A 23,550-nucleotide genomic window follows, 5' to 3' on the forward strand; every position below is an offset into this window, starting at 1 on the left:
ACGGTCTTTCCGCGCTTTCGTCGCTTCCGACGATGCGACGGCGGCGCCCGCGCGCCAAGATGCCTTCACACAACAGGCCGCCGGGTGCGCGCCAGAGGAGACACACATGGCAGGACCCCTGAAAGGACTTCGGGTCGTCGAGATGGCCGGCATCGGCCCCGGCCCCTTTTGCGCGATGCTGTTCGCCGACATGGGCGCGGAGGTGCTGCGCATCGCGCGCCCCGGCACGCGGCGCGACCCCCACGACATCCTCGCGCGCGGGCGCAGCACCTGGGAGGTCGACCTGCGCGCCCCCGACGCCGCCGCGCCGGTGCTCGACGCCATCGCGCGCGCCGACATCCTCATCGAGGGCTTCCGCCCCGGCGTGATGGAACGCCTGGGCCTGGGCCCGACCGAATGCCTGGCGCGCAACCCGCGCCTGGTCTACGGCCGCATGACCGGCTGGGGCCAGCACGGCCCGCTGGCGCACGCGGCCGGCCACGACATCAACTACATCGCCATCAGCGGCGCGCTGCACGCCATCGGCCGCTCGGGCGAGGCGCCCGTGCCGCCGCTGAACTACGTGGGCGACTTCGGCGGCGGCGCCATGCTGCTGGCCTTCGGCCTGCTGGCTGCGCTGCACGAGGTCAAGGCCTCGGGCCAGGGCCAGGTGGTCGACGCCGCCATGACCGACGGCGCTGCGTTGCTGTCGGCCATGATGTACGGCTTCAAGTCGGCCGGCCAGTGGAGCAACCAGCGCGGCGAGAACCTGCTCGACGGCGGCGCCCACTTCTACGACACCTACGCCTGCGCCGACGGCAAGTACGTGGCCATCGGTTCCATCGAGCCGCAGTTCTACGCCCTGCTGCGCGAGCGCTGCGGCCTGGTCGACGACCCCGCCTTCGACGCCCAGATGGACGCCGACCGCTGGCCGCTGCTCAAGCTGCGCCTGGCCGACGTGTTCCGCACCCGCACGCGCGACGAGTGGTGCGTGCTGCTCGAAGGCAGCGACGCCTGCTTCGCGCCCGTGCTCGACTGGGACGAAGCCCCGCAGCACCCGCACAACGTGGCGCGCGGCACCTTCGCCACCGTGGGCGGCGTGGTGCAGCCCGCGCCCGCGCCGCGCTTCAGCCGCACCGCGCCGGTCGTTCCGCCGGCCGTGTCGCCCGACGACGGGCCCGCGCTGCTCAAGCGCTGGGGCGCGGCAGCGCCCGTGGCCGAAGCACGCTGACGTCCTTGTTTTCCGGGCATGCGCGTTCGCGCATGCATGGCATTTCCGCACCGCACCGACAGGAGCCTTGTCCATGCCCACCACGCCACCGCCGCTGTACCTCACGCAGGCCCTGCACCGCGCCATGCAGTGCAGCCCGCGCGCCGTCGCCACCGTGTTCCAGGGCCGCACGCGCACGTACGGCGAACTCGGCGAGCGCGTCGCGCGCCTGGCGGGCGGGCTGCGCCGCCTGGGCATGCAGCCCGGCGACCGCGTGGGCGTGCTTGCGCTCAACGCCGACCGCACGCTGGAGTACTACCTGGCCGTGTGGTGGGCCGGCGGCGTGGTCAACCCGGTCAACACGCGCTGGAGCGTGGCCGAGATGGCGCATTCGCTCGACGACTGCGCGACGCACATCCTGTTCGTCGACGACCAGTTCCTGGCGACGGCGGACGAACTGCGCGCCGCCGCGCGCGTCGTCACCACCTGGGTCTACATGGGCGAGCGCCAGGCGCCCACGGGCATGACCGATTGCGAAGCGCTGGTCCGCGAGAGCGAGCCCGTGCCCGACGCACTGCGCGGCGGCGACGACCTGGCCGGCGTGTTCTACACCGGCGGCACCACCGGCCGGCCCAAGGGCGTGATGCTCAGCCACGCGGCGCTGGTGATCAATGCGCAGGTGTCGATGCTCGGCGCCTTCTTCGACGACAGCGCGCGGCTGCTGCAGGTGGCGCCGCTCTTTCACCTGGCGGGGCTGTCTTTCCTGCTGCGCGGCGTGCTCATGGGCTGCGCGCAGATCATCCTGCCGGGCTTCTCGGTGGACGGCATGCTCGCCGCCATCGAACGCGACCGCGCCACCAACCTCATGGCCGTGCCCGCCATGCTGCAGATGCTGGTGGACGACCCGCGCACCGCGCAGGCCGACCTGTCGAGCGTGCGCTTCGTGGGCTACGGCGCCTCGCCCATCACCGAGGCGCTGCTGGAGCGCGCCTTCGCCACCTTCCCGCAGGCCGAGTTCGCGCAGGGCTACGGCATGACCGAGCTGTCGGCCGGCGTGAGCTACCTCACGCGCCACTACCACTCGCCCGAAGGCCGCAAGCTCGGCAAGCTGGCCTCGGCCGGGCAGGCGCTCTCGGGCATCGACCTGCGCGTGTGTGACAGCGACGGCCGCGAGGTGCCGCGCGGCACCGTCGGCGAACTCACCGTGCGCAGCCCGTGCGTGATGCAGGGCTACTGGAACCTGCCCGAGCAGACGGCCGCCGCGCTGCGCGACGGCTGGATGCACACCGGCGACGCCGCCCGCATGGACGACGACGGCTTCGTCTTCATCGTCGACCGCTACAAGGACATGATCGTGAGCGGCGGCGAGAACATCTACTGCGCCGAGGTCGAGGGCGCACTCGCGCGCCACCCCGTCGTGGCAGCCGCCGCCGTCATCGGCGTGCCCGACGAGCGCTGGGGCGAGGCCGTGCATGCGGTGGTGGTGCGCAAGCCGGGCAGCGATGCCGATGCCGACGCGCTCATCGCCCACTGCCGCGAACTGATCGCCGGCTACAAGTGCCCGCGCAGCGTCGCGTTCGTCGACGCGCTGCCGATCTCGGGCGCCGGCAAGGTCATGAAGTACCGCCTGCGCGAGCCGCACTGGGCCGGCCACGCACGCCGGGTTGCCTGACGAAAAAAACCACCAAGGAGACGACACCATGTTCCTCACCCAGCCCCTGCACAAGGGCCGCCGCGAGAAGGCCCGCGAGACCGCCGTGGTCTGCGGCGGCCAGCGCCTGGACTTCGCGACCCTCACCGACCGCGTGGCGCGCCTGGGCGCCGTGCTGCAGCAGCTCGGCATGGCGCGCGGCGGCCGCGTCGGCATGATGAGCCTGAACTCGCACCGCTTCGTCGAGTTCTTCTTCGGCACCTGGTGGGGCGGCGGCGTCATCAACCCGGTGAACATCCGCTGGAACCCGAAGGAGGTCGCCTACTCGCTGGACGACTGCGACACGCGCATCCTGCTGGTGGACGACCTGTTCGCGCCCATGGCCGGCGAGCTGCGCAAGCTCTCGACCTCGCTGCGCACCGTGGTGTACTGCGGCGACGGCTCCGTGCCCGAGGGCATGGTCGGCTACGAGGCGCTCCTGGCCGACGCGCAGCCCATCGACGATGCGCCGCACAGCGCCGACGAGCTGGCCGCCATCATGTACACCGGCGGCACCACCGGGCGGCCCAAGGGCGTGATGCTCACGCATGGCAGCCTCTACATCAACGCGCTGAGTTCGGTGGCCGCGGTGCCGCGCGAGACGCGCAACGCCGCCGTGGTCATCGCCGTGCCCATGTTCCACGTGGCCGGCTGCGGGCTGTCGCTGCAGAGCATCCTGCGGCTGGTGCCCCAGCACGTGGTGCCGATGTTCGACGAGGTGGCGATCCTGCAGGCCATCCAGGCCGCGCGCGCCACCGAGATGTTCCTGGTGCCCACCATGATCAAGCGCGTGATCGAGCACCCGCGCTTTGCCGAGTTCGACCTGTCGAGCCTGCAGATGCTGCTGTACGGCGCCGCGCCGATCGACGTGGCGCTGCTCGAGCAGGCCATGGCCGCGCTGCCCGCCACGAGCTTCTCGCAGGCCTACGGCATGACCGAGCTGTCGCCCACTGTCGCCGTGCTGATGCCGCACTTCCATCTGCCCGGCCCCGACCGCAACCGCCTGCTGCGCGCGGCCGGCACGCCGGTGCCCGTGGCAGAGATCCGCATCGTCGACAGCGAGGACAACGAGCTGTCCCCCGGCCAGGTCGGCGAGATCGTCGCGCGCGGCCCGATGGTCATGAAGGGCTACTGGAACAAGCCCGCCGAGACCGAGGCCGCGCTGCGCGGTGGCTGGATGCACACCGGCGACGGCGGCTACATGGACGAGCACGGCCTGCTGTTCGTGGTCGACCGCATGAAGGACATGATCGTGAGCGGCGGCGAGAACGTGTACTCGGCCGAGGTCGAGAACGCCATCGCCCAGATGCCGCAGGTGCTCATGTCCGCCGTCATCGGCGTGCCCGACGACAAGTGGGGCGAGCGCGTGCATGCCGTGATCGTGCTGCGCGAAGGCATGCCGCTCACGGCCGACGACGTCATCGCCCATTGCCGCGACCAGATCGCCAACTACAAGTGCCCGCGCAGCGTGGAGTTCCGCGATGCGCTGCCGCTGTCGGCCGCCGGCAAGCTGCAGAAATTCCAATTGCGTGAACCCTTCTGGGCCGGCAAGGAACGCCGCGTCGGCTGACCCCATTCCCCTCATTCCAAGACACTGAAGGACACCCCATGCCCATCGATTTCCGCCGCTCGTGGAGCGACGAAGAACTGGAGCTGTACCGCGACAACGTGGTGCGTTTCGTCGAGACCGAAGTCGTGCCGCACGACGAAGAGGCGCGCAAGCGCGGCCACGTCGGCCACGAGGTCTGGCGCAAGGCCGGCGCCCTCGGCCTGCTGTGCTCCGACATTCCCGAGGCCTACGGCGGCGCGGGCGGCGACTTCCGCCACGAGGCCGTGTTCTACGAAGAGAAGGCGCGCCGCGCACTGAGCGGCATGGCCAGCTCGGTGCACACCATCGTGGCGCACTACTTCCTGAACCACGGCACCGAGGAACAGAAGCAGCGCTATTTGCCGCGCATGGCTCGCGGCGAGCTGGTCGGCGCCATCGCCATGACCGAGCCCGGCGCCGGCTCCGACCTGCAGGGCGTGCGCACGCGCGCCGAGAAGCAGCCCGACGGCAGCTACCGCATCCGCGGCTCCAAGACCTTCATCACCAACGGCTTTCTCGCGGGCGTGGTGCTGGTCGTGGCCAAGACCGACCCGACGCAGGGCGCCAAGGGCACCTCGATCCTCATCGTCGAGACCGAGGGCTGCGAGGGCTACCGCGTGGGCCGCGTGCTCGACAAGATCGGCATGAAGGCGCAGGACACCTCCGAGCTCTTCTTCGACGACGTGCACGTGCCGGCCGATGCGCTGCTCGGCGGCCAGGAAGGGCAGGGCTTCTTCCAGCTCATGAGCGATCTGCCGTACGAGCGCACCATCATCGGCGTGAATGCGCTGGCCACCATGGAAGGCGCCTACCAGGCCACGCTCGACTACGTGCGCGACCGCAAGGCCTTCGGCAAGCCGATCGCCGAGTTCCAGAACACCAAGTTCAAGCTGGCCGAGATCGCCACGCAGATCAAGGTCGGCCGTGCCTTCATCGACCGCTGCGTGGAAGACCTCGTGGCCGGCAAGCTCGACACCGCCACCGCCTCCATGGCCAAGCTCTGGGCCTCCGAGACGCAGGGCCGCGTGGTCGACGAGTGCCTGCAGCTGTTCGGCGGCTATGGCTTCATGACCGAGTACATGGTGGCGCGCATGTACGCCGACGGGCGCGTGCAGCGCATCTACGGCGGCACCAACGAGATCATGAAAGAAGTGATCTCGCGCGCGCTGTGACGGCGATGAACGAGGTGCTGCAGATCGAGCGGCGCGGCGAGGTCGCCTGGCTCACGCTGAACCGCCCCGAGCGCCTCAACGCGCTCGACCCGGCGCTGGTGCGCGCGCTGCGCGACTACTTCGAAGGCCTGAACGCGCGCAGCCCCGAGCGCGTGATCGTTCTGCAGGGCGCGGGCCGCGCCTTCTGCGCCGGGCTCGACCTGAAGGAGCAGGTGGGCGGCGAAGACCTCGGCGTGGCCGACATGCTCGAACAGCAGAAGGGCATCCGCGACATCATGCTGGCCATGCGGCGCTGCCCGCAGCCCATCGTCAGCGTGGTGCAGGGCGCGGCCAGCGGCGGCGGCTTTGCGCTCGCGCTGGCGTCGGACGTGCGTCTGGCCACGCCCGACGCGCGCATGAACGCCGCCTTCATCCGCATCGGCCTGTCGGCCTGCGACGTGGGCGTGAGCTACTTCCTGCCGCGCATGGTCGGCAGCTCGGTGGCGGCCGAGTACATGCTCACCGGCCGCTTCATGGACGCGCAGCGCGCTTACGCACTGGGCCTCGTGAGCCGCGTCGACGCGCTGCCCTCGCTGCAGGCCGAGGCGCAGGCGCTGGCCGACGACATGCTCAACGCGACGCCCGTGGCGCTGCGCCTGACCAAGGAGGCGCTCGGCATTGCCGTGGACGCCGGCAGCATGGAAGCGGTGATTGCCATGGAAGACCGCAACCAGGTGCTGTGCACCCAGACCCGCGATTTCCGCGAAGGCATGAACGCCTTCCTCGAGAAGCGCGCGCCCGTCTACACGGGGCGCTGAGCTTCATCCCGAACTTCAACGGACCGCACACAAGGATTCCCATGACCCTCGACGACCTGATGTTCAAGCCCGGCCTGCTGGCCGGCCGCCGCTACCTCGTGACCGGCGGCGGCAGCGGCCTGGGCCGCGTGATGAGCGAGGCGCTGCTGCTGCTCGGCGCCCACGTGTACATCTGCGGGCGCCGCGCGCCCGTGCTCGAAGAAACCGCCGCCGAGCTGATGCACCTGCACGGCGGGCGCGTGACACCCAAGACCTGCGACATCCGCCACGACACGCAGATCACCGAGATGCTCGATGAAATCTGGGCCGACGGCGGCGCGCTCGACGGCCTCGTCAACAACGCCGCGGGCAACTTCGTGAGCCGCACCGAAGACCTGTCGCCGCGCGCCTTCGACGCCATCTCGAGCATCGTCTTTCGTGGCAGCTTCTGCATGACGCTCGAATGCGGAAAACGCTGGCTCGCAGAGGGCAAGGCCGCGTCGGTGCTGTCGATCCTCACCACCTGGGTGTGGAACGGCTCGCCCTTCACCGTGCCCTCGGCCATGTCGAAGGCCGGGCTGCACGCCATGACACAGTCGCTCGCGGTCGAGTGGGCCGGGCGCGGCATCCGCTTCAACGCCATCGCGCCGGGCCTGTTCCCCACCGAGGGCATGAGCGCACGCCTGAACCCCGGCGGCGGCGAGCACAAGGCCGAGCGCAACCCGATGGAGCGCAACGGCCGCATGCCCGAGCTGGCCAACCTCGCGGCCTACCTGCTCGGCCCGGGCTCGGAGTACGTCAACGGCCAGACCATCGCCATCGACGGCGCGCAGTTCCAGGCCACGGGCGGGAATTTCTCGCGCATGTCGCAGTGGCAGGACGAGGACTGGAAGCGCGCGCGCGAGCACATTGCGGGGCGCGACGCGCAGGACAAGCGGCAGCGGCTGGCGGCCTGAAACGCCGCAACCTAGGGAAAAACTTCAGCGTCAGGATTCCAAAGTATCGGAACAAGCCCCGACGAGATCACAAAGAACGCCCCCTCTTTCCAGAATTTAACGACCGTTAACCGGCCCGTGCGCGACGTCTTCACGACGTGGCTTCACCGGCAGGGCGACGGTCTTTTCATTCCATTCCAAGACAAAAGAGGGTTCGTTCCGTCATGACGAGATCACCGAAGTTCAAGCGCAGGGCCGTGGCCCGCGCCGCCGTGTGCGTGTGGGGTTCGATGCTGGCCACCGCGGCCGGCGCACAGGCCTATCCGGGAGACCCCGGCATGATCGGCGACCCGGCCAGCTGGCGCACGAAGGAGTTCCTGGCCGACTGGGGGCTCGGGGCGATGAAGACCGAGTACGCCTATGCGGCGGGCTTCACCGGCAAGGGCGTGAAGCTGGGCGTGATCGACTCGGGCTTCGACGTGCGCCACACGCGCGAATTGCCGCTCACGCGCTTCACGGCGCTGGTGACGGCGACGTCCAACGGGGCGTACAGCGAGTTCGCGGCGGATGGGTCCGTGCTCAACGGCAAAGACGTGGGCTACGGTTTCCACGGCACCCACGTGTCCGGCACCGTGGGCGCCAGCCGGGACGGGCAGGACGTCAAGAACAACATGCACGGCGTAGCGTTCAATGCCCACGTGGTCGTGGGCAACACCAATGCGCCCGACGCGCTGAGTTCGAGTGCCGGGTTGAGTCCGGACAGCTACCCCCTCGCCACGACCGAGAACTTCCGCAACCTCTACCAGGGCATGCGCGACGCGGGCGTGCGGGTCATCAACAACAGCTGGGGCAATCCGAGCAATCGGAATTTCAGCACACAGAATGCGGTCACCGCCGACTACCTGCAGTACCTGCGCGGGCCGTCCTGGGTCGACGCCGCGATCGACGCCACGAAGCCCCAGGCCGATGGCAAGGAAGGGGTCATCCAGGTGTTCGCCGCCGACAACCAGGGGCAGGCCAATCCGGCGGCGCGCGGGGCGCTGCCGTATTTCAGGCCCGACGTGGAGGGGCACTGGCTGACGGTGACGGGCGCCATGGAAAGGTGGGACAAGAAGGGCTACCTGCAGAACGGCTCCCTCAACAAGTGCGGCATCGCCAAGTACTGGTGCGTGGCCACCCCCGGGTCCGGCATCACGAGCACGGTGTTCGATGGGGCCTACGGGACCTACACCGGCACCTCGATGGCGGCGCCGCATGCCACGGGGGCCCTGGGCATCATCATGGAGCGCTTTCCGTACATGACCAACGAGCAGGCGCTGCAGGTGCTGCTCACCACGGCCACGAAGCTCGACGGCACGCGCCAGACGGCGCCCGACGAGGTGATCGGCTGGGGCCTCGTCAACCTCGAGAACGCCATGAAGGGGCCGGGCCAGCTGCTCAAGCGCACGGTCATCGACATGCCTGGCGGGATGGCCGATACGTGGCGCCACGACATCTCGGAAACGGGGCTGGTCCAGCGCAAGCAGGAAGAGGCCGCCGAGATCGCACGCCTGGGCGCGCTCATGAAGGGACCGGTGGCCCTGGATACCTTCAGGCCCGAGGGCGAGGAGGCCGTCGCGTTGCTCCAGGCCCTGCGCACGGCCATGCTGTCGGGTGGTGACTACGCCCAGGCGCTGGCCGCCGCAAAGGCAAATCCCCTGGCGAAGGGCACCGCCGGGCGGTTTGAAATCTTTCGCCGGCTTGCCGGCCCGGGAGATCCCCAATGGGCCGAGATATCGGCGTACCTGGTGGTTCCCGTAGACGACATCATGACGGCGGTCGAGGACCGGGCGATGGCGATCAACGTCGACTGGGAGCGCCTGACCCACCTGCGCAGCAAGACCGACGAGGACTACCGCGGCAGCCTCGTGAAGGCCGGCGCCGGGCGGCTGGTGCTCACCGGCACCAACACCTACTCGGGCGACACGCACGTCCAGGCGGGTGAGCTCGCGCTGGGCGAGGGCGGCACCACCGGCTCCATCACCAGCCACGTGGCCATCGACGCGGGCGCCAGCTTCGCCATCGACCGAAGCGATGCCTACGACTTCACCTACAACATCACCGGCGCGGGCGACCTGCGCACCACGGGCGGCACGACCGGCGAAGGCGTCACCACGCTGAGCGGCGCCAACAACTACAGCGGTGCGACCTGGGTCCAGGGCGGCACGCTGCGCGCGGGCTCGGCCACCGGTTTGTCGAGCGCCAGCGCGTTCACGGTGGCCGGCAAGGCGAAGCTCGACCTCAACGGCTTCGACGCCACCATCGGCTCGCTGGCCGGCGCGGGCGACGTCGCCGTGGGCACCGGCACGCTGACCACCGGCGGCAACGACCGTTCGACGCAGTTCGCGGGCCGCTTCAGCGGCAGCGGCGGTCTCGTCAAGGCGGGCGCGGGCCGCTTCGAGCTCACCGGCGACTCCGGCGCCTTCACCGGCAAGACCTCGGTGGCGCAGGGCACGCTGTCGGTCAACGGCACGCTGGGCGGCACGATGGCCGTGTGGTCGGGCGGTCGCCTGCAGGGCACCGGCACGGTCGGCAGCACCACCGTCGCCACCGGCGGTGTCGTGGCGCCGGGCAACTCCATCGGCACGTTGCACGTGGCCGGCAACGCGCGCTTCGCGCCGGGCGCGACCTTCGAAGCCGAACTGAGCGGCACCGACGCGCAGGCCGACCGGCTCGACGTCAGCGGCCACGCCACGCTCGATGGCGGCACGGTGCGCGTGCTCGGCGGCTACAACCTCGGCACGCGCTACACGCTGCTGAACGCCGAGGGCGGCGTGAGCGGCACCTTCGCCGACTTCAGCGTGGCCAAGGACTACCTCTTCCTTTCGCCGAAGCTGGGCTATACCGCGACACAGGTCTACACGGAAGCCATGCGCAACAGCGTGTCGTTCGCGTCGGTCGCGCAGTCGGGCAACCAGCGTGCGATGGGCGTGAACCTCGATGGCGCGGCCGCCTGGAGCCCGGCGCTGGCCGCCGCGCTGCAGCTGGAGAGCGTGCCGGCCGCACGCACGGCCTTCGACAGTCTGTCGGGCGAAGTGCATGCCTCCGCGAAGACCGCGCTCATCGAAGACAGCCGCTTCGTGCGCGAGGCCGCGATGGAGCGCCTGCGTGCCTCGGCCGGCACGGCGGGCGCATCCACGGCGCCGGTCAAGGTCAACGACGGCGCCGGCCAGTCGCACATGGCCGCCCCGACCACGGGAGAGACCGTCTTCTGGAGCCAGGCCCTGCATTCGACCGGCCATGCGCGCGGCGACGGCAACGCCGCGCGGCTCGATCGCTCGGTCGACGGCCTGCTGATGGGCGGCGACACCCGCGTGGGCGACAACGTGCGCCTGGGCGTGACCGGCGGCTACAGCCGCAGCAAGGTCGACGTCGACGCGCGCTCGTCCTCGGGCGATGCCACCAGCTATCACCTGGGCCTGTACGGCGGCACCACGCTCGGTCCGTGGGCCCTGCGCGCCGGCGCAGCTTATGCGCGGCACGACGTGGACACCACACGCCAGGCGCGCGTGGCGGGCCTGGCGGATTCGCTCAAGAGCAACCACGACGCATCGACCACGCAGGTCTTCGGCGAAGTGGGCTACAGCCTGGCGGCCGGCGACGTGGCGCTGGAGCCCTTCGCCAACCTGGCGCACGTCACGCTGCACACCGACGCGTTCTCGGAGCGCGGCACGTGGGCGGCGCTGCAGGCGCGCAGCAGCAGCGCGAACGTCGGCCTGTCGACGCTGGGCCTGCGCGCATCGACCGCGCTGCGCCTGGGCAGCGTCGACGCCACGCTCAAGGGCATGGTCGGCTGGCGCCGCGCCTACGGCGACCTGACGCCCTTCACCAGCGTTGCGCTGCCGGGCGCCACCGGCTTCTCGGACATCGCGGGCGTCGCGGTGGCGAAGAACGCGGCGGTGCTGCAACTCGGCATGGACTTCGCGTTCTCGCCGCGCGCGACCTTCGGTGTGTCGTACGGCGGCCAGTTCGGCGGCAAGGCGCGCGACCAGTCGGTGAAGGCGAATCTGAACGTGTCGTTCTGACGAAAGGCGAGGGTTGGGGCCCGTCTGCCATGTGTCGGCGGGCGGGCCCTTTTTTTTGGGCTAGCGGATCACGCCCAGCTTGCGCGCAATCGCCACCGCCTCCGTGCGCCGCTTCGCACCCAGCTTCATGTGGATGTTGCGCAGGTGCGTGCGCACTGTGCTCTCCGACACGAACAGCTTCTCGCCCATCGCGTTGTTCGAGTAGCCCTCGGCCAAGAGCTGCAGCACGCGGATCTCCTTGCGCGTGAGCGGCTCCTTGGTGGCGTCGCCCGAGGGCGCCTCGGCGTCGATCGGCGAGGGCGGCGGGCCCAGCACCTGCAGCAGCCGCTGCAGGTAGTCGGCCAGGATCGGGTCGCTGCGCAGCACGGGCGCTACGGCACCGGCTTCTTGCTGCATGGCAGCGGCATAGCGGTGCACCAGCGTGCCCACGGCCGGGCCTTCGTCGAGGATCAGCCGCACGAAGCCTTCCTGGCTCGCGGCCTGCAGCACGGCGCCGATTTCTTCGATGGCGGTGGCGAGGTCGCCCGCGCGCTGCAGCGCCAGCGCACGCAGCACGCGCAGCTTGAGGGCGCGGCGGTTGCGGTTGGCGGCCACGGCCGCGTGCAGTTCGGCGTCGAGCACGGTGAGGGCCGCGCGCGCGTCGCCGAAGGCGATGTCCCAGCGCGCCCGCGCGAGCGCGAGGTAGTCGAGGTCGTGCGCGGGCAGGCGCTGGCGGCGCTCGCGCTCCCACAGCTCGGGGTCGTCGGCGCGTTGCAGTTCGTCGCGCGAGGCGGGGCCGTTGCCCTGCAGCAGCAGCATGTGGGCGCGCTCCAGCTTGGCGCCCGCGACCACGCGCGGCAGCTGGCGGTGATGGCCGAGGTACTCGAGTTCGGTCAGGGCCTGGAATGCGGCGTCGATGTCGCCCGCGTGGAACGCGATGCGCGAGCGCATGACGTGGCTCAGGATCATGTGATCGGGCAGGCCCACGTCGCGCGCCAGCGGCAGGTACACGTTCAGCAGGTGCTCGGCCTGCACCAGCTGGTTGGTCTCGTACACGGCGCCCGCGTACAGCACACCGGCCCAGGCGTTGCCGTGGCTGTGGTTGTACGACACGGCATGCGTGGAATCGACCGCCATGCGCAGCCGCGCGGTGGCCTGGCGCAGCCGGCCTTCGGTGAGGTCGAACAGGCCCGCCAGCGACTCGGTGTACATGCGGTTGAAGGTGCTGTTGCCCTGCTCGCGCCGCGCGGCCTCGAGCAGGCGCTGCGCTTCGCGCTGGTCGCCGCGCACCGCGAGGATGTGGGCCATGGCGTTGAGCAGCACGCCCTCGGCAAAGGCCAGGCCGGTGGGCAGGCGTGCGAGGCTTTCGCGGCCGGCTTCGTAGGCGGCGTCGTGCTGGTCTTCCATGGCCAGCAGCAGCGGAATGAGCGTGTGGGCGTTGGCGCGCACCTCGGGAATGGGGCTGTCGAGGCAGCCCGACTGTTCGAGCAGGCGCATCGCGTCCCACGGGCCGTGCGTGAAGCAGGTGGCCCACAGCGCGATGAGCTGCAAGAACGGATGTTCGCGCAACTGATGTTCAGGGATGGCCGAGAACCAGCGCGCCAGCATGCGCATGCGGCCCTGCTCGAGGAACTGCTCGGCGTAGCTGTCGAGCAGCGTGAGCGCGTGCGGGTGGTCGCCGCCCTCGATGGCATGGTCGATGGCGGGCACGGGCCGGCCATGCGACTCGTACCAGCCCGAGGCCGCGAGGTGCAGCCGCGCGAGTTCGCCGGGCCGCTCGCGCGCCAGCTGCGCACGCAGGAAGTCGGCAAAGAGGCTGTGGTAGCGCCACGCGCGCACCTCGCCGCCGGCATCGCCGCTCACGGGCGTGAGGAACAGGTTGGCGGCGGCCAGCTGCTCGAGGATGACGGCGCTGTCGCCGCGCGGGTTGAGCGCCTGGCACACCGAGGCGTCGAGCTGGCGCAGGATGCTGGTGCGCAGCAGAAAGTCGTGGATCTCGGGCGGCTGGTGCGCGAGCACGTCTTCGGCCAGGTAGTCGGCCACGGCGCGGTCGGAGCCCGAGAAGCGTTCGATGAAGCCGGTCTCGATGCCGTGCCGCTCCAGCGCCATCGACGCCAGCCAGATGGCCGCGACCCAGCCTTCGGTCTTGCGGTGCAGCTGCGAGAGCAGGTCGGCCGGCAACGCCTGCGGCGGCTGCGCGGCGGCGTGCGGCGCATGGGCCTGGCGCAGGCCGATGAAGGCGCTGGTTTCTTCCAGCGAGAAGCGCAGGCGGTCGGTGTCGATCTCGATGAGCTGGCCGCGCGCGCGCAGCCGGCCCAGCCCCAGGTCGGGCAGGCTGCGCGAGCCGATCACGATCTGTCCGCGCCGCGGCAGGTGCTCCACCAGCTCGCGCACGAGGCCCAGCACGGCGGGCTCCTGCACCACCTCGAAGTCGTCCAGGAACAGCGTGAAGGGCGAGTCGTGCGCGGCCAGCGCGGCCACGGCGTCGAAGGGCGCGTGGCTCGCGGGCTCGTCCACGCCGATGCGCTGCACGGCCTCGGCCAGGCAGTTGAGAAAGCGCGACACGTCGTTGTCGGCGCGGTCGAGCGTGAGCCAGGCGGTGGCGATGCCCTGCGCGTCCATGCGCTCGCGGATCTGCGCCATGGCGGTGGTCTTGCCGAAGCCGGCGGGCGCGCGCACCAGCACGAGCTTGACGGTGGCGGCGGCGATCTCTTCGCTGATGGCGGTGCGCGGCACCTGCGTGGCCACGAAGGCCGGCGGGTTCAGCTTGGTCTCGAGAATCCGGAGCGAAGAAGGGGGAACGGGGGCTGGAGCAGGCATCGCGAAGGGGGAGTGAGTGCCTGGAAATTCCGTCGCTTCCGACGATTCCGGCAACCGATTCTGCTTCCTAAACTGGCCGCAGACAAACTGAATTCCCCTGCATCCGGTGGCCTTGCGCACCCGGGCGGCGCCTTGCCCATGACCCACGACGTCTTCATCTACGACCACGTGCGCACGCCGCGCGGCAAGGGGCGCGCCGACGGCGCGCTGCACCCCATCACGCCGGTGCAGCTGGCCACGCAGGTGCTGCAGGCGCTGCGCGAACGCCATGCACTCGACCCCACGCAGATCGAGGACGTGGGCCTGGGCGTGGTGATGCCGGTGGGCGAGCAGGGCGCCGACATCGCGCGCGTCGCGCTGCTGTCGGCGGGCTACGGCGACAGCGTGGTGGGCTTCCAGCTCAACCGCTTCTGCACCTCGGCGCTCGACACGCTGAAGATGGGTTTCGGCCTCGTGGCCTCGGGCCAGGCCGACGCGGTGATCGGCGGCGGCGTGGAGTCGATGTCGCGCGTGACCATCGGCAGCGACGGCGGTGCGGTCTACACCGACCCCGCCGTGGGCCAGCGCTACCCCTACATCCCCAACGGCGTGGCGGCCGACCTCATGGCCATGCTCGACGGCGTGGACCGCGAGGCGGTCGATGCCTACGCCGTCGAAAGCCAGCGCCGCGCCGCCGTGGCGCAGGCCGAGGGCCGCTTCGACCGCTCGCTCGTGCCCGTGCGCGACCGGCTCGGCCGCACCGTGCTCGCGAAAGACGAGGCCAACCGCCCCGGCACCACGATGGCCGACCTGGCCAAGCTCAAGCCCGCCTTCGCGGGCGTGGCCGCGCAGGGCTACGAAGCGATCCTGCTGCAGCGCTATCCGCAGCTGTCGCACATCGACGCGATCCACACGGGCGGCAACTCGAGCGGCATCGTCGACGGCGCCTGCGCGGTGCTGCTGGGCAACCGCGACTACGGCACGCGCAACGGCTTGAAGCCGCGCGCGCGCATCGTCGGCAGCGCCTCGTGCGCCGACGAGCCGCTGCTGAGCCTGGGCGGCCCGATGCCCGCCACCGAGCGCCTGCTGGCGCGCTGCGGCCTGAGCATCGGCGACATCGACCTGTTCGAAGTGAACGAGGCCTTCTCGGTGGTGCCGATGCGTTATGCGCGCCACTTCGACATCGACCCCGCGCGCATCAACGTGAACGGCGGCGCCATCGCGCTGGGCCACCCGCTGGGCGCGACCGGCGCGATCCTCACGGGCACGCTGCTCGACGAGCTGGAGCGGCGCGACGCCCGCCTGGGCCTGGTCACGCTGTGCGCCGCGGCGGGGCAGTCGACCGCGCTGGTGATCGAGCGCGTCTGAGCAGCACGTCTTCTCTTTCCTTTTTTCCTATGCCTTCCCACATCCGATTCGAGGTCGATGCCGACGGCGTCGCGCTCCTCACCCTCGACGTGCCCGAGCGGCCGATGAACGTGTTCACGCCCGGCTTCACGGCCGCGCTGCGCGAGGCCGTGGCGCAGATCGCGCAGCGCGCCGACGTGCGCGGCGCGGTCATCACCTCGGGCAAGGCCAGCGGCTTCATGGCCGGGGCCGACCTGAAGGACCTCGTGGGCTTTCATGCCACGGGCGGCGGCGCGGCCGAGGCCATCGAGGCGATCGCACCCGGCGGGCGCGCGCTGCGAGAGCTGGAACGCTGCGGCAAGCCGGTGGCGGTGGCCATCAACGGCGTGGCGCTGGGCGGCGGTTTCGAACTCGCGCTGGCCTGCCATCACCGCGTGCTGCTCGACGAACCGCGCGCGGTGGTCGGTCTGCCCGAGGTCACGGTCGGCCTGCTGCCCGTGGGCGGCGGCACGCAACGGCTGCCGCGCCTGATCGGCATTGCGCGTGCGCTGCCGCTGCTGCTGTCGGGCCGGCATGTGGCGCCGGCCGAGGCGCTGGCGCTGGGCATGGTCGATGCGCTCGCGCCGGCCGACCAGCTCGTGGCCGTGGCCCGTCGCTGGGTGCTCGACCACCCCGACGCCGGCCAGCAGCCGTGGGACGTGAAGGGCTTCCAGGTGCCGGGCGGCGCGGGTGCACTGGCGCCGCATGCGGGCGCGAGCTTCGGCGCGACGCTGGCGCAGGTGCGGCGCGACACGCACGACCAGCTGCCCGCGCCGCTGGCCATCCTGTCGGCCGTGTACGAAGGCACGCAGCTGCCGATGGACGCGGGCCTGGCGGTCGAGGCGCAGTGCTTCGGCCCCTTGCTCGCCGGCCCGGTGGCGCGCAACCTGATGCGCACGCTGTTCGTGAACCGGGGCGCGGCGCTGCGGCGCAAGGGCGACTTGAGTGCGGTCAACGTTGCGTATGTCGAGCGGCTGCGGCAGCTGTACCGCAGTGAGGGTGCGGCGCTGTTGAGCGAGGGCGTGTCGCCTGCGCTGATCGCGAACGCCGCGCGGCAGGCCGGGCTGGGCGAGAGTCCGCTGGTTGCCGATGCAACGCCGGGACAAGCCACTGCATCGCAGCCCGACGCACGCGCCGTCGGCGAGCGCCTGCTGTCGCTGCTCGCGCTCGAAGCGGCGCGTTGCCTCGAAGAAGGCGTGCTGAAGCAACCGGTCGAGGCCGACCTCGGCGCCGTGCTCGCGCTGGGCTATCCCGACTGGACCGGCGGCACGCTCTCGTACATCGAGACCGTTGGCCTCCCGGCCTTCGTCGCGCGCTGCGACGCACTCGCACAGCGCCACGGCGAGCGCTTCAAGCCCACGGATGCGTTGCGCCAGCGCGCGCAATCGAACACCTCGTTCTATCTCACGGAGCAGGTCGCGTGACCTCAGGCCGCGCGCAAGCGCTGCAGTCGCTGGTCGCCCAGTTGCAGCTCGAACAGCTCGAGAAGAACCTGTTTCGCGGCACCAGCACCGACATCGGCGCGCCCGCCGTCTTCGGCGGCCAGGTGCTCGGTCAGGCGCTGATGGCCGCAGCCCGCACGGTCGACGGGCATGCGGCGCATTCGCTGCACGGCTACTTCCTGCGCGCGGGCGACAAGGCCGCGCCCATCGTCTACGACGTGGATCGCATCCGCGACGGCGCGAGCTTCACGACGCGGCGCGTGGTCGCCATCCAGCATGGCGAGCCGATCTTCCACATGTCGGCCTCGTTCCATCGGCGCGAGGAGGGCGTGTCGCACCAGTGCGCCATGCCCGAGGCGCCGCCGCCCGAAGACCTCACGCCCCGCGCCGGCCCTCGCGTGCGCGTGGAAGGGCCCATCGAGTTCCGCTACGTCGACCCGCGTGACCCGGTCACGGCCGGCCCGCGCCCGCCGCACAGCCAGCTCTGGCTGCGCACCGCCGACGCGCTGCCCGACGACCCGCTGCTGCACCAGGCCATGCTGGCCTATGCCTCCGACTACAGCTTCATGGGCGTGGCGATGCAGCCGCACGGCCTGGCGTTTCAGCAACCCGGCGTGCAGGGCGTGAGCCTGGACCACGCGATGTGGTTCCACCGCGACTTCCGCTGCGACGACTGGCTGCTGTACGACGCCGACTCGCCCTCGGCCGAGCATGCGCGGGGCTTCTGCCGCGGCGCGCTGTTCGATCGCGCCGGCCGGCTCGTGGCTTCGGTCGCGCAGGAAGGGCTGATCCGGGTGCGCCGATGATCAAGCTCGTCTTCTGCCTGCGGCGGCTGCCGCACCTGGACCGCGCGCAGTTCCAGCACCACTGGCGACACGTGCACGCGCCGCTCGTCGCCGAGCGCGCCGAGGCGCTGGGCCTGAGGCGCTACGTGCAGTCGCACACGCTCGACGATGTACTCGTGCAGCCGCTGGCCGTGCCGCGCGGCAGCCCCGCGCCCTTCGACGGCGTGGCCGAGCTGTGGTGGGACAGCCTCGAGGCGCGCACCGGCGCGCGGCGCGAGGAAGCCCGCCGCGCGAGCGCCGAGCTGCTCGCGGACGAGCGCCGCTTCATCGACCTGGCGGCCTCGCCGATCTTCTTCACCGACGAATTCGCCGTGGTCGGCGACCCCGCCGCCGAGGCGGTGCGCGACTACCTGCAGGCGCGCGGCCGCCTGTAATCGTCGCTTCGGACGATGCCTGCGCGCAGGGCGCGTCCCTAAACTTTTTCCCACAGGCTGGCGCGTCGCCGGCCGCGAGGAGACCCCCTTTGTTTCAAGGCGAAAGTATCGAAGTCCTGCCCTTGCAGGACGGGCTGGTGGAGCTGCGCTTCGACCGGCGCGGCGAGGCCATCAACAAGCTCGACGCGCGCACCGTCGACGAGTTCCGCCAGGCCACCGAACGCATCGTGGCCTCGCCGGATGTGCGCGGCGTGCTGGTGACGAGCGCGAAAGACGTGTTCATCGTCGGCGCCGACATCACCGAGTTCGGCGCCACCTTCCAGCAGGCCGAGGCCGACATCGCGCGCGGCGTGCGTGCCAGCAACGAGCTGTTCAACGCCTTCGAAGACCTGGCCGTGCCCAGCGTGGTCGCCATCAACGGCTTCGCGCTCGGCGGCGGGCTGGAGCTGGCGATGCTCGCGCCGCTGCGCGTGATGGCCGACACGGCGCAGGTCGGCGTGCCCGAGGTGAAGCTGGGCCTGTTCCCCGGCTTCGGCGGCACGGTGCGGCTGTCGCGCCTGGCGGGCCTGGCCACGGCCATCGACTGGGTGGCGAGCGGCAAGCCGGCCAAGGCGCCGGCCGCGCTGGCCGCGGGCGTGACCGACGAGGTCGCCGCGCCCGAGGCCCTGCGCGAACGCGCGCTCGCGCTGCTGCAGCGCGCGGTGCGCGGAGAGATCGACTGGCAGGCGGCGCAGCAGCGCAAGCGCGCGCCGCTGGCGCTGCCGAAGCAAGAGGCCGGCGCGCTGGTCGAGGCCGCGCGCACGCAGGTGGCGGCGCGCAGCGGCAAGCACCAGCCCGCTGCCCTCATCGCGCTCGAAATGATGGCCGAGGCCGCCGGCCGCGACCGCGCGGGCGCGCTCGACCTCGAGTCGGCCGCCTTCGGCCGCGTCGCGAAGACGCAGGCCGCCGCCTCGCTGGTGCAGGCCTTTCTCAACGACCAGGCGCTCAAGAAGCTCTACAAGCGCCACGCGCGCGAAGGCCGTCCGGTGAAGCAGGCGGCCGTGCTCGGCGCCGGCATCATGGGCGGCGGCATCGCCTACACCAGCGCGCTGCGCGGCACGCCGGTGCGCATGAAGGACATCGCGCAGCCGCAGCTCGACCTGGGCATGGCCGAGGCCGGCAAGCAGCTCGCCAAGCAGGTGAAGAACGGTCGGCTCGCGCAGGCCAAGGCCGATGCCATTCAAGCCTCGATCGTGCCGCAGCTCGACGAGGCCGGCTTCGACAGCGTGGACTGCGTGGTCGAGGCCGTGGTCGAGAACCTCGAGGTCAAGCGCAAGGTGCTGGCCGCGCTGGAAGGCAGCGTCAAGCCCGGCACCGTGATCGCCTCGAACACCTCAAGCCTGCGCATCGACGACATCGCCCAGCCGCTCGCGCGGCCCGAGGACTTCGTCGGCATGCACTTCTTCAACCCCGTGCCGGTGATGCAGCTGGTGGAAGTGATCCAGGGCGCGAAGACGCGCGACGCCGCCGTGTCCACCGCCGTGGGCTATGCCGTGGCCATGGGCAAGACGCCCATCGTGGTGAAAGACTGCCCGGGCTTCCTGGTCAACCGCATCCTCACGCCGTACATCAACGCCTTCGTGCAGCTGGTGGCCGATGGCGCCGACTTCGAGGCGGTCGACCGCGCGATGGAAGCCTTCGGCTGGCCCATGGGCCCGGCCTACCTGCAGGACGTGGTGGGCATGGACGTGGGCGCGCACGTGGGCGACGTGATCGCCGCGGGCTACCCGCAGCGCATGCCGGCCCTCGAACGCAACGCCGTGAAGCTGATGGTGGCGAACAAGCGCTACGGCCAGAAGAACGGCGCCGGTTTCTACCGCTACGAGAACGACCCCACGGGCCGCCCGCGCAAGTCGGCCGCGCCCGAGGCGCATGCGCTGGTCGCCACGCTGCAGCCGCAAGGGCGGCGCGACTTCGCCGACGCGGAGATCGTCGAACGCATGATGCTGCCGATGGTGGTCGAGGCCGCGCACGCGCTCGAAGACGGCGTGGTCGCCACGCCGGCCGAGCTCGACATGGCGCTGCTGCTCGGCGTGGGCTTTCCGGCCTATGCGGGCGGCGCGCTCAAGTACGCCGACTGGCTGGGGCTGGACCGCGTGGTCGCGCTGTGCGACAAACATGCGGCGCTCGGCGCGCCGTATGTGCCCACGGCGCGCATGCGCGAGATGGCGGCGCGCAAGTTGCGCTACTACCCGGTCTGAACGGCAGGCGTTTTCGGTTTTCTTTCTTTCTTCCTTTCTCTCTCTATCCAAGGACAACAAGAGATGCAACTCGATTCCAGCATTGCCGCCGTCGTCACGGGCGGCGCCTCGGGCCTCGGGGCCGCCACCGCGCGCCGCCTGGCCAGCCACGGCGTGAAGGTCGCGCTGTTCGACCTCAACGTGGAGCAGGGCGAGGCCCTGGCCAAGGAACTGGGCGGCGTGTTCTGCAAGGTCGATGTCACGTCGGAAGAGCAGGTCGACGCGGCCTTCGCCAAGGCCCGCGCCGCGCACGGCCAGGAGCGCGTGCTGGTCAACTGCGCCGGCACCGGCAACGCGGTGAAGACCGCGAGCCGCGACAAGGCCTCGGGCGAGATCAAGCACTTTCCGCTCGCCAACTTCGACCGCATCATCCAGATCAACCTCGTGGGCACCTTCCGCTGCATCGCCAAGTCGGCGGCCGGCATGCTCACGCTCGCTACGCTGGAAGACGGCGAGCGCGGCGCCATCGTCAACACCGCCTCGGTCGCCGCGCAAGACGGCCAGATGGGCCAGGCCGCCTACACCGCCTCGAAGGCCGGCGTGGTCGGCATGACGCTGCCCATCGCGCGCGACCTCATGGGCGAGGGCATCCGCGTGAACACCATCCTGCCGGGCATCTTCAACACGCCGCTGCTGCAGGGCGCGCCCGACAACGTGAAGGCCGCGCTGGCCGCCTCGGTGCCCTTCCCCAAGCGCCTGGGCAACCCGGCCGAGTACGCGACGCTGGCCGAACTGATGATCACCAACGGCTACTTCAACGGCGAGAGCGTGCGGCTGGACGGCGCGATCCGGATGGCGCCGCGCTGACGCCAGGGCGAAGGGCCGTCGTCAGCCCTTCTGCGCACGCCCCCGCGCCTGCACCGCCTCGCGCCGCGCGCGCAGCACCTCGGGCGTGAGCGACGCGGCCCAGTCGCGCGTGGAGGCCTGCTCCAGCGCCATGCCTTCGGCGAAGCTGCGCGCATGGCCGTCGTCGATCAGGCGCTTGTAGACCGGCAGCATCTCGGGCAGCGCGCTCGCGATGTCGGCGGCCAGGGCCAGCGCCTCGGGCATCAGCTGCTCGGGCGTGGTCACGCGGTTGACCAGCCCCCAGCGCTCGGCCTGCTCGGCGCCGACGAAGTTGCCGCTGAAGGCCATCTCCTTGGCGCGCGCAATGCCGATGAGCCGCGACAGCCGCTGCGACAGCCCCCAGCCCGGGATCACGCCGATGCGCGCGTGGGTGTCGGCAAAGCGCGCCTCGCTCGAGGCAATCAGCAGGTCACAGGCCAGCGCCACCTCGAGGCCGCCGGTGATGGCCGCGCCGTTCACGGCGCCGATCACCGGGCGCGGAAAGTTCGCGAGCGCGGTGGCCACGTCGGTGCCGGCGTCGCCGGTGATGGCGCCGGGGTCGATCTCGCGCAGGTCCAGGCCGGCGCAGAAGGCGCGGCCCGCGCCGGTGACGATCAGCACGCGCACGCTGTCGTCCCGCGCGAGCGTGTCGAGCGTGCGCACCAGCGCGCGTCGCAGCGCGAGCGACAGGGCGTTCATCGCCTGCGGGCGGTTCAGCGTGAGGCAGGCGCAGCCGTCCTGCGGACGGGTGAGCAGGAGGATGTTGTCGGCGTCGTGGTCGGTTGCAGGTGTGTTCATGGCGTGTCAGTGTTGGGCGCAGGCCGGGCCGCGGCATCGTCGGAACGGACGAATCCGGCGGGCTTGTCCCGCTCACGACTCGAAACCCGCGCCCGCGTCGGCACCATGCGCCGCATTGTCTTCAATCCGTCCATCCTTGAATTTGAGAGAGAAAGAAGGAGCGTCCCCATGGACTTCAGCCTCACCCCGGCCCAGCTCGACCTGCAGGAACGAACGCGCCGCTTCATCGCCGAAGAGGTGATTCCGCTCGAATCCGACCCCCGGCAGGATTCGCACGGCCCCGCCGAGGCGCTGCGCGACGAGCTGGTGGCGCGCGCGCGCCGCGCCGGCCTGCTCACGCCGCACGCGTCGAAGGAACACGGCGGGCTGGGCCTGTCGCACGTCGACAAGGCCATCGTGTTCGAGGAGGCGGGCTACTCGCCGCTCGGCCCGGTGGCCCTCAACATCCACGCGCCCGACGAAGGCAACGTGCACCTGATGGAGGTGGTGGCCACGCCGGCGCAGAAGGCGCGCTGGCTGCAGCCGCTCATCGACGGGCACGTGCGCTCGTGCTTCTGCATGACCGAGCCGCCACCCGGCGCCGGCTCCGACCCGTCGATGATGCAGACCGTGGCCGTGCGCGACGGCGACCACTATGTGATCACCGGGCGCAAGTGGTTCATCACCGGCGCCACCGGCGCGGGCTTCGCGATCATCATGGCGCGCATGGAAGACGGCTCGTCGACCATGTTCCTGGCCGACATGGACCAGCCCGAGATCGTGATCGAACGGCAGATCGACGCGCTCGACAGCTGCTTCACCGGCGGCCACGGCGTGGTGCGCTTCGACGGCCTGCGCGTGCCGGCCACCGACGTGCTGGGCGCCATCGGCGAAGGCTTTCGCTACGCGCAGGTGCGGCTGGCACCCGCGCGCCTCACGCACTGCATGCGCTGGCTCGGCGCCGCGCGCCGCGTGCATGAGCTCGCCGCCGACTACGCCCGCCGCCGCCAGGCCTTCGGCCATGCGCTGGTGGAGCACGAGGGCGTGGGCTTCATGCTGGCCGACAACGAGATGGACCTGCACGTCTCGCGCCTGACCATCTGGCATTGCGCGTGGGTGCTCGACCAGGGCGGCAAGGGCCGGCACGAGTCGAGCGTGGCCAAGGTGCTGTGCTCGGAGGCCGAGTGGCGCGTGGTCGACCGCTCGGTGCAGATCCTGGGTGCGAGCGGCGTGTCGGACGAGACCGTGGCCGCGCGCATCTTCCGCGACATGCGGGCTTTCCGGATCTATGACGGCCCCTCGGAGGTGCACCGCTGGAGCATGGCCAAGCGCCTCGCCAAGGCTTGAGAAGGTGTGAACGAACCCGCCATGTCCGCTCATCCCGCCCAGACACGCCCCCTCGGCGTTGCAAATGCTCGCCATAGCCCGAG

At 70.9% G+C, this 23,550-nt stretch carries 16 protein-coding genes; 14 read left to right on the forward strand and 2 right to left on the reverse strand.

The window, feature by feature from the left end; genetic code table 11:
- Window positions 1-106: 106 nt before the first annotated feature.
- From AC1RAD_RS24485 to AC1RAD_RS24515, 7 genes are all read left to right on the forward strand, one after another.
- Entirely contained in the window at window positions 107-1,210 is a 1,104-nt protein-coding gene (locus tag AC1RAD_RS24485; protein ID WP_095746855.1) for a CaiB/BaiF CoA transferase family protein, read from the forward strand.
- A gap of 73 nt (window positions 1,211-1,283) precedes the next feature.
- Window positions 1,284-2,861, forward strand: a complete 1,578-nt coding sequence (locus tag AC1RAD_RS24490) for an acyl-CoA synthetase (protein WP_492737673.1) — start codon at window positions 1,284-1,286, stop codon at window positions 2,859-2,861.
- A gap of 28 nt (window positions 2,862-2,889) precedes the next feature.
- The gene (locus tag AC1RAD_RS24495) at window positions 2,890-4,449 is read left to right on the forward strand and encodes a long-chain-fatty-acid--CoA ligase (RefSeq protein ID WP_492737675.1); all 1,560 of its coding nucleotides are present in this window, start codon (window positions 2,890-2,892) and stop codon (window positions 4,447-4,449) included.
- Window positions 4,450-4,487: 38 nt separating this feature from the next.
- Window positions 4,488-5,639 carry an acyl-CoA dehydrogenase family protein gene (locus tag AC1RAD_RS24500; RefSeq protein ID WP_307638055.1) on the forward strand — a complete coding sequence of 384 codons (1,152 nt, stop codon included), beginning with the start codon at window positions 4,488-4,490 and terminating at the stop codon, window positions 5,637-5,639.
- A gap of 5 nt (window positions 5,640-5,644) precedes the next feature.
- Window positions 5,645-6,436 (forward strand): enoyl-CoA hydratase/isomerase family protein, encoded by a 792-nt coding sequence (locus AC1RAD_RS24505; protein ID WP_492738090.1) that lies wholly within the window; start codon window positions 5,645-5,647, stop codon window positions 6,434-6,436.
- A gap of 41 nt (window positions 6,437-6,477) precedes the next feature.
- Window positions 6,478-7,371: an SDR family oxidoreductase gene (locus tag AC1RAD_RS24510; RefSeq protein WP_095746851.1), complete on the forward strand. Its 894-nt coding sequence runs from the start codon at window positions 6,478-6,480 to the stop codon at window positions 7,369-7,371.
- 203 nt (window positions 7,372-7,574) lie between these two features.
- Complete coding sequence (locus tag AC1RAD_RS24515; protein ID WP_492737678.1) at window positions 7,575-11,414, forward strand: autotransporter domain-containing protein; 3,840 nt, start codon at window positions 7,575-7,577, stop codon at window positions 11,412-11,414.
- Window positions 11,415-11,474: 60 nt separating this feature from the next.
- On the opposite strand, the gene AC1RAD_RS24520 is transcribed toward AC1RAD_RS24515, so the two are convergent.
- The gene (locus AC1RAD_RS24520) at window positions 11,475-14,213 is read right to left on the reverse strand and encodes a winged helix-turn-helix domain-containing protein (RefSeq protein ID WP_062478179.1); all 2,739 of its coding nucleotides are present in this window, start codon (window positions 14,211-14,213) and stop codon (window positions 11,475-11,477) included.
- 138 nt (window positions 14,214-14,351) lie between these two features.
- On the opposite strand from AC1RAD_RS24520, the gene AC1RAD_RS24525 reads away from it, so the two are divergent.
- From AC1RAD_RS24525 to AC1RAD_RS24550, 6 genes are all read left to right on the forward strand, one after another.
- Complete coding sequence (locus AC1RAD_RS24525) at window positions 14,352-15,560, forward strand: acetyl-CoA C-acetyltransferase (RefSeq protein WP_492737680.1); 1,209 nt, start codon at window positions 14,352-14,354, stop codon at window positions 15,558-15,560.
- Between the two features lie 29 nt (window positions 15,561-15,589).
- Window positions 15,590-17,002 carry an enoyl-CoA hydratase-related protein gene (locus AC1RAD_RS24530; protein WP_492737682.1) on the forward strand — a complete coding sequence of 471 codons (1,413 nt, stop codon included), beginning with the start codon at window positions 15,590-15,592 and terminating at the stop codon, window positions 17,000-17,002.
- Window positions 16,999-17,826, forward strand: coding sequence for an acyl-CoA thioesterase (locus tag AC1RAD_RS24535; protein WP_492737684.1), 828 nt, complete (start codon window positions 16,999-17,001; stop codon window positions 17,824-17,826). The genes AC1RAD_RS24530 and AC1RAD_RS24535 overlap by 4 nt, the downstream gene beginning before the upstream one ends.
- On the forward strand, window positions 17,823-18,239 hold the full coding sequence (locus tag AC1RAD_RS24540) for an EthD domain-containing protein (RefSeq protein WP_492737686.1): 417 nt from the start codon (window positions 17,823-17,825) through the stop codon (window positions 18,237-18,239). Before AC1RAD_RS24535 ends, AC1RAD_RS24540 begins: the two co-directional genes overlap by 4 nt.
- Window positions 18,240-18,328: 89 nt before the next feature.
- Window positions 18,329-20,479, forward strand: coding sequence for a fatty acid oxidation complex subunit alpha FadB (gene fadB, locus AC1RAD_RS24545; protein WP_492737688.1), 2,151 nt, complete (start codon window positions 18,329-18,331; stop codon window positions 20,477-20,479).
- A gap of 63 nt (window positions 20,480-20,542) precedes the next feature.
- Complete coding sequence (locus AC1RAD_RS24550; protein WP_492737690.1) at window positions 20,543-21,325, forward strand: SDR family NAD(P)-dependent oxidoreductase; 783 nt, start codon at window positions 20,543-20,545, stop codon at window positions 21,323-21,325.
- A 21-nt stretch (window positions 21,326-21,346) separates the two neighbouring features.
- Here the strand turns inward: AC1RAD_RS24550 and AC1RAD_RS24555 are convergent, their stop codons facing one another.
- Window positions 21,347-22,141: an enoyl-CoA hydratase gene (locus AC1RAD_RS24555; protein ID WP_492737692.1), complete on the reverse strand. Its 795-nt coding sequence runs from the start codon at window positions 22,139-22,141 to the stop codon at window positions 21,347-21,349.
- 168 nt (window positions 22,142-22,309) lie between these two features.
- On the opposite strand from AC1RAD_RS24555, the gene AC1RAD_RS24560 reads away from it, so the two are divergent.
- Entirely contained in the window at window positions 22,310-23,467 is a 1,158-nt protein-coding gene (locus AC1RAD_RS24560; protein ID WP_062478158.1) for an acyl-CoA dehydrogenase family protein, read from the forward strand.
- Window positions 23,468-23,550 lie beyond the last annotated feature (83 nt).

The sequence above is a fragment of the Variovorax sp. GW823-FHT04B03 genome (assembly GCF_058796495.1).

Excerpts from the sequence above, each read along its gene's own strand:
- AC1RAD_RS24485 (WP_095746855.1), top strand. The coding sequence starts at position 107 with ATGGCAGGACCCCTGAAAGGACTTCGGGTCGTCGAGATGGCCGGCATC.
- AC1RAD_RS24490 (WP_492737673.1), top strand. The coding sequence starts at position 1,284 with ATGCCCACCACGCCACCGCCGCTGTACCTCACGCAGGCCCTGCACCGC.
- AC1RAD_RS24495 (WP_492737675.1), top strand. The coding sequence starts at position 2,890 with ATGTTCCTCACCCAGCCCCTGCACAAGGGCCGCCGCGAGAAGGCCCGC.
- AC1RAD_RS24500 (WP_307638055.1), top strand. The coding sequence starts at position 4,488 with ATGCCCATCGATTTCCGCCGCTCGTGGAGCGACGAAGAACTGGAGCTG.
- AC1RAD_RS24505 (WP_492738090.1), top strand. The coding sequence starts at position 5,645 with ATGAACGAGGTGCTGCAGATCGAGCGGCGCGGCGAGGTCGCCTGGCTC.
- AC1RAD_RS24510 (WP_095746851.1), top strand. The coding sequence starts at position 6,478 with ATGACCCTCGACGACCTGATGTTCAAGCCCGGCCTGCTGGCCGGCCGC.
- AC1RAD_RS24515 (WP_492737678.1), top strand. The coding sequence starts at position 7,575 with ATGACGAGATCACCGAAGTTCAAGCGCAGGGCCGTGGCCCGCGCCGCC.
- AC1RAD_RS24520 (WP_062478179.1), bottom strand. The coding sequence starts at position 14,213 with ATGCCTGCTCCAGCCCCCGTTCCCCCTTCTTCGCTCCGGATTCTCGAG.
- AC1RAD_RS24525 (WP_492737680.1), top strand. The coding sequence starts at position 14,352 with ATGACCCACGACGTCTTCATCTACGACCACGTGCGCACGCCGCGCGGC.
- AC1RAD_RS24530 (WP_492737682.1), top strand. The coding sequence starts at position 15,590 with ATGCCTTCCCACATCCGATTCGAGGTCGATGCCGACGGCGTCGCGCTC.
- AC1RAD_RS24540 (WP_492737686.1), top strand. The coding sequence starts at position 17,823 with ATGATCAAGCTCGTCTTCTGCCTGCGGCGGCTGCCGCACCTGGACCGC.
- AC1RAD_RS24550 (WP_492737690.1), top strand. The coding sequence starts at position 20,543 with ATGCAACTCGATTCCAGCATTGCCGCCGTCGTCACGGGCGGCGCCTCG.
- AC1RAD_RS24555 (WP_492737692.1), bottom strand. The coding sequence starts at position 22,141 with ATGAACACACCTGCAACCGACCACGACGCCGACAACATCCTCCTGCTC.
- AC1RAD_RS24560 (WP_062478158.1), top strand. The coding sequence starts at position 22,310 with ATGGACTTCAGCCTCACCCCGGCCCAGCTCGACCTGCAGGAACGAACG.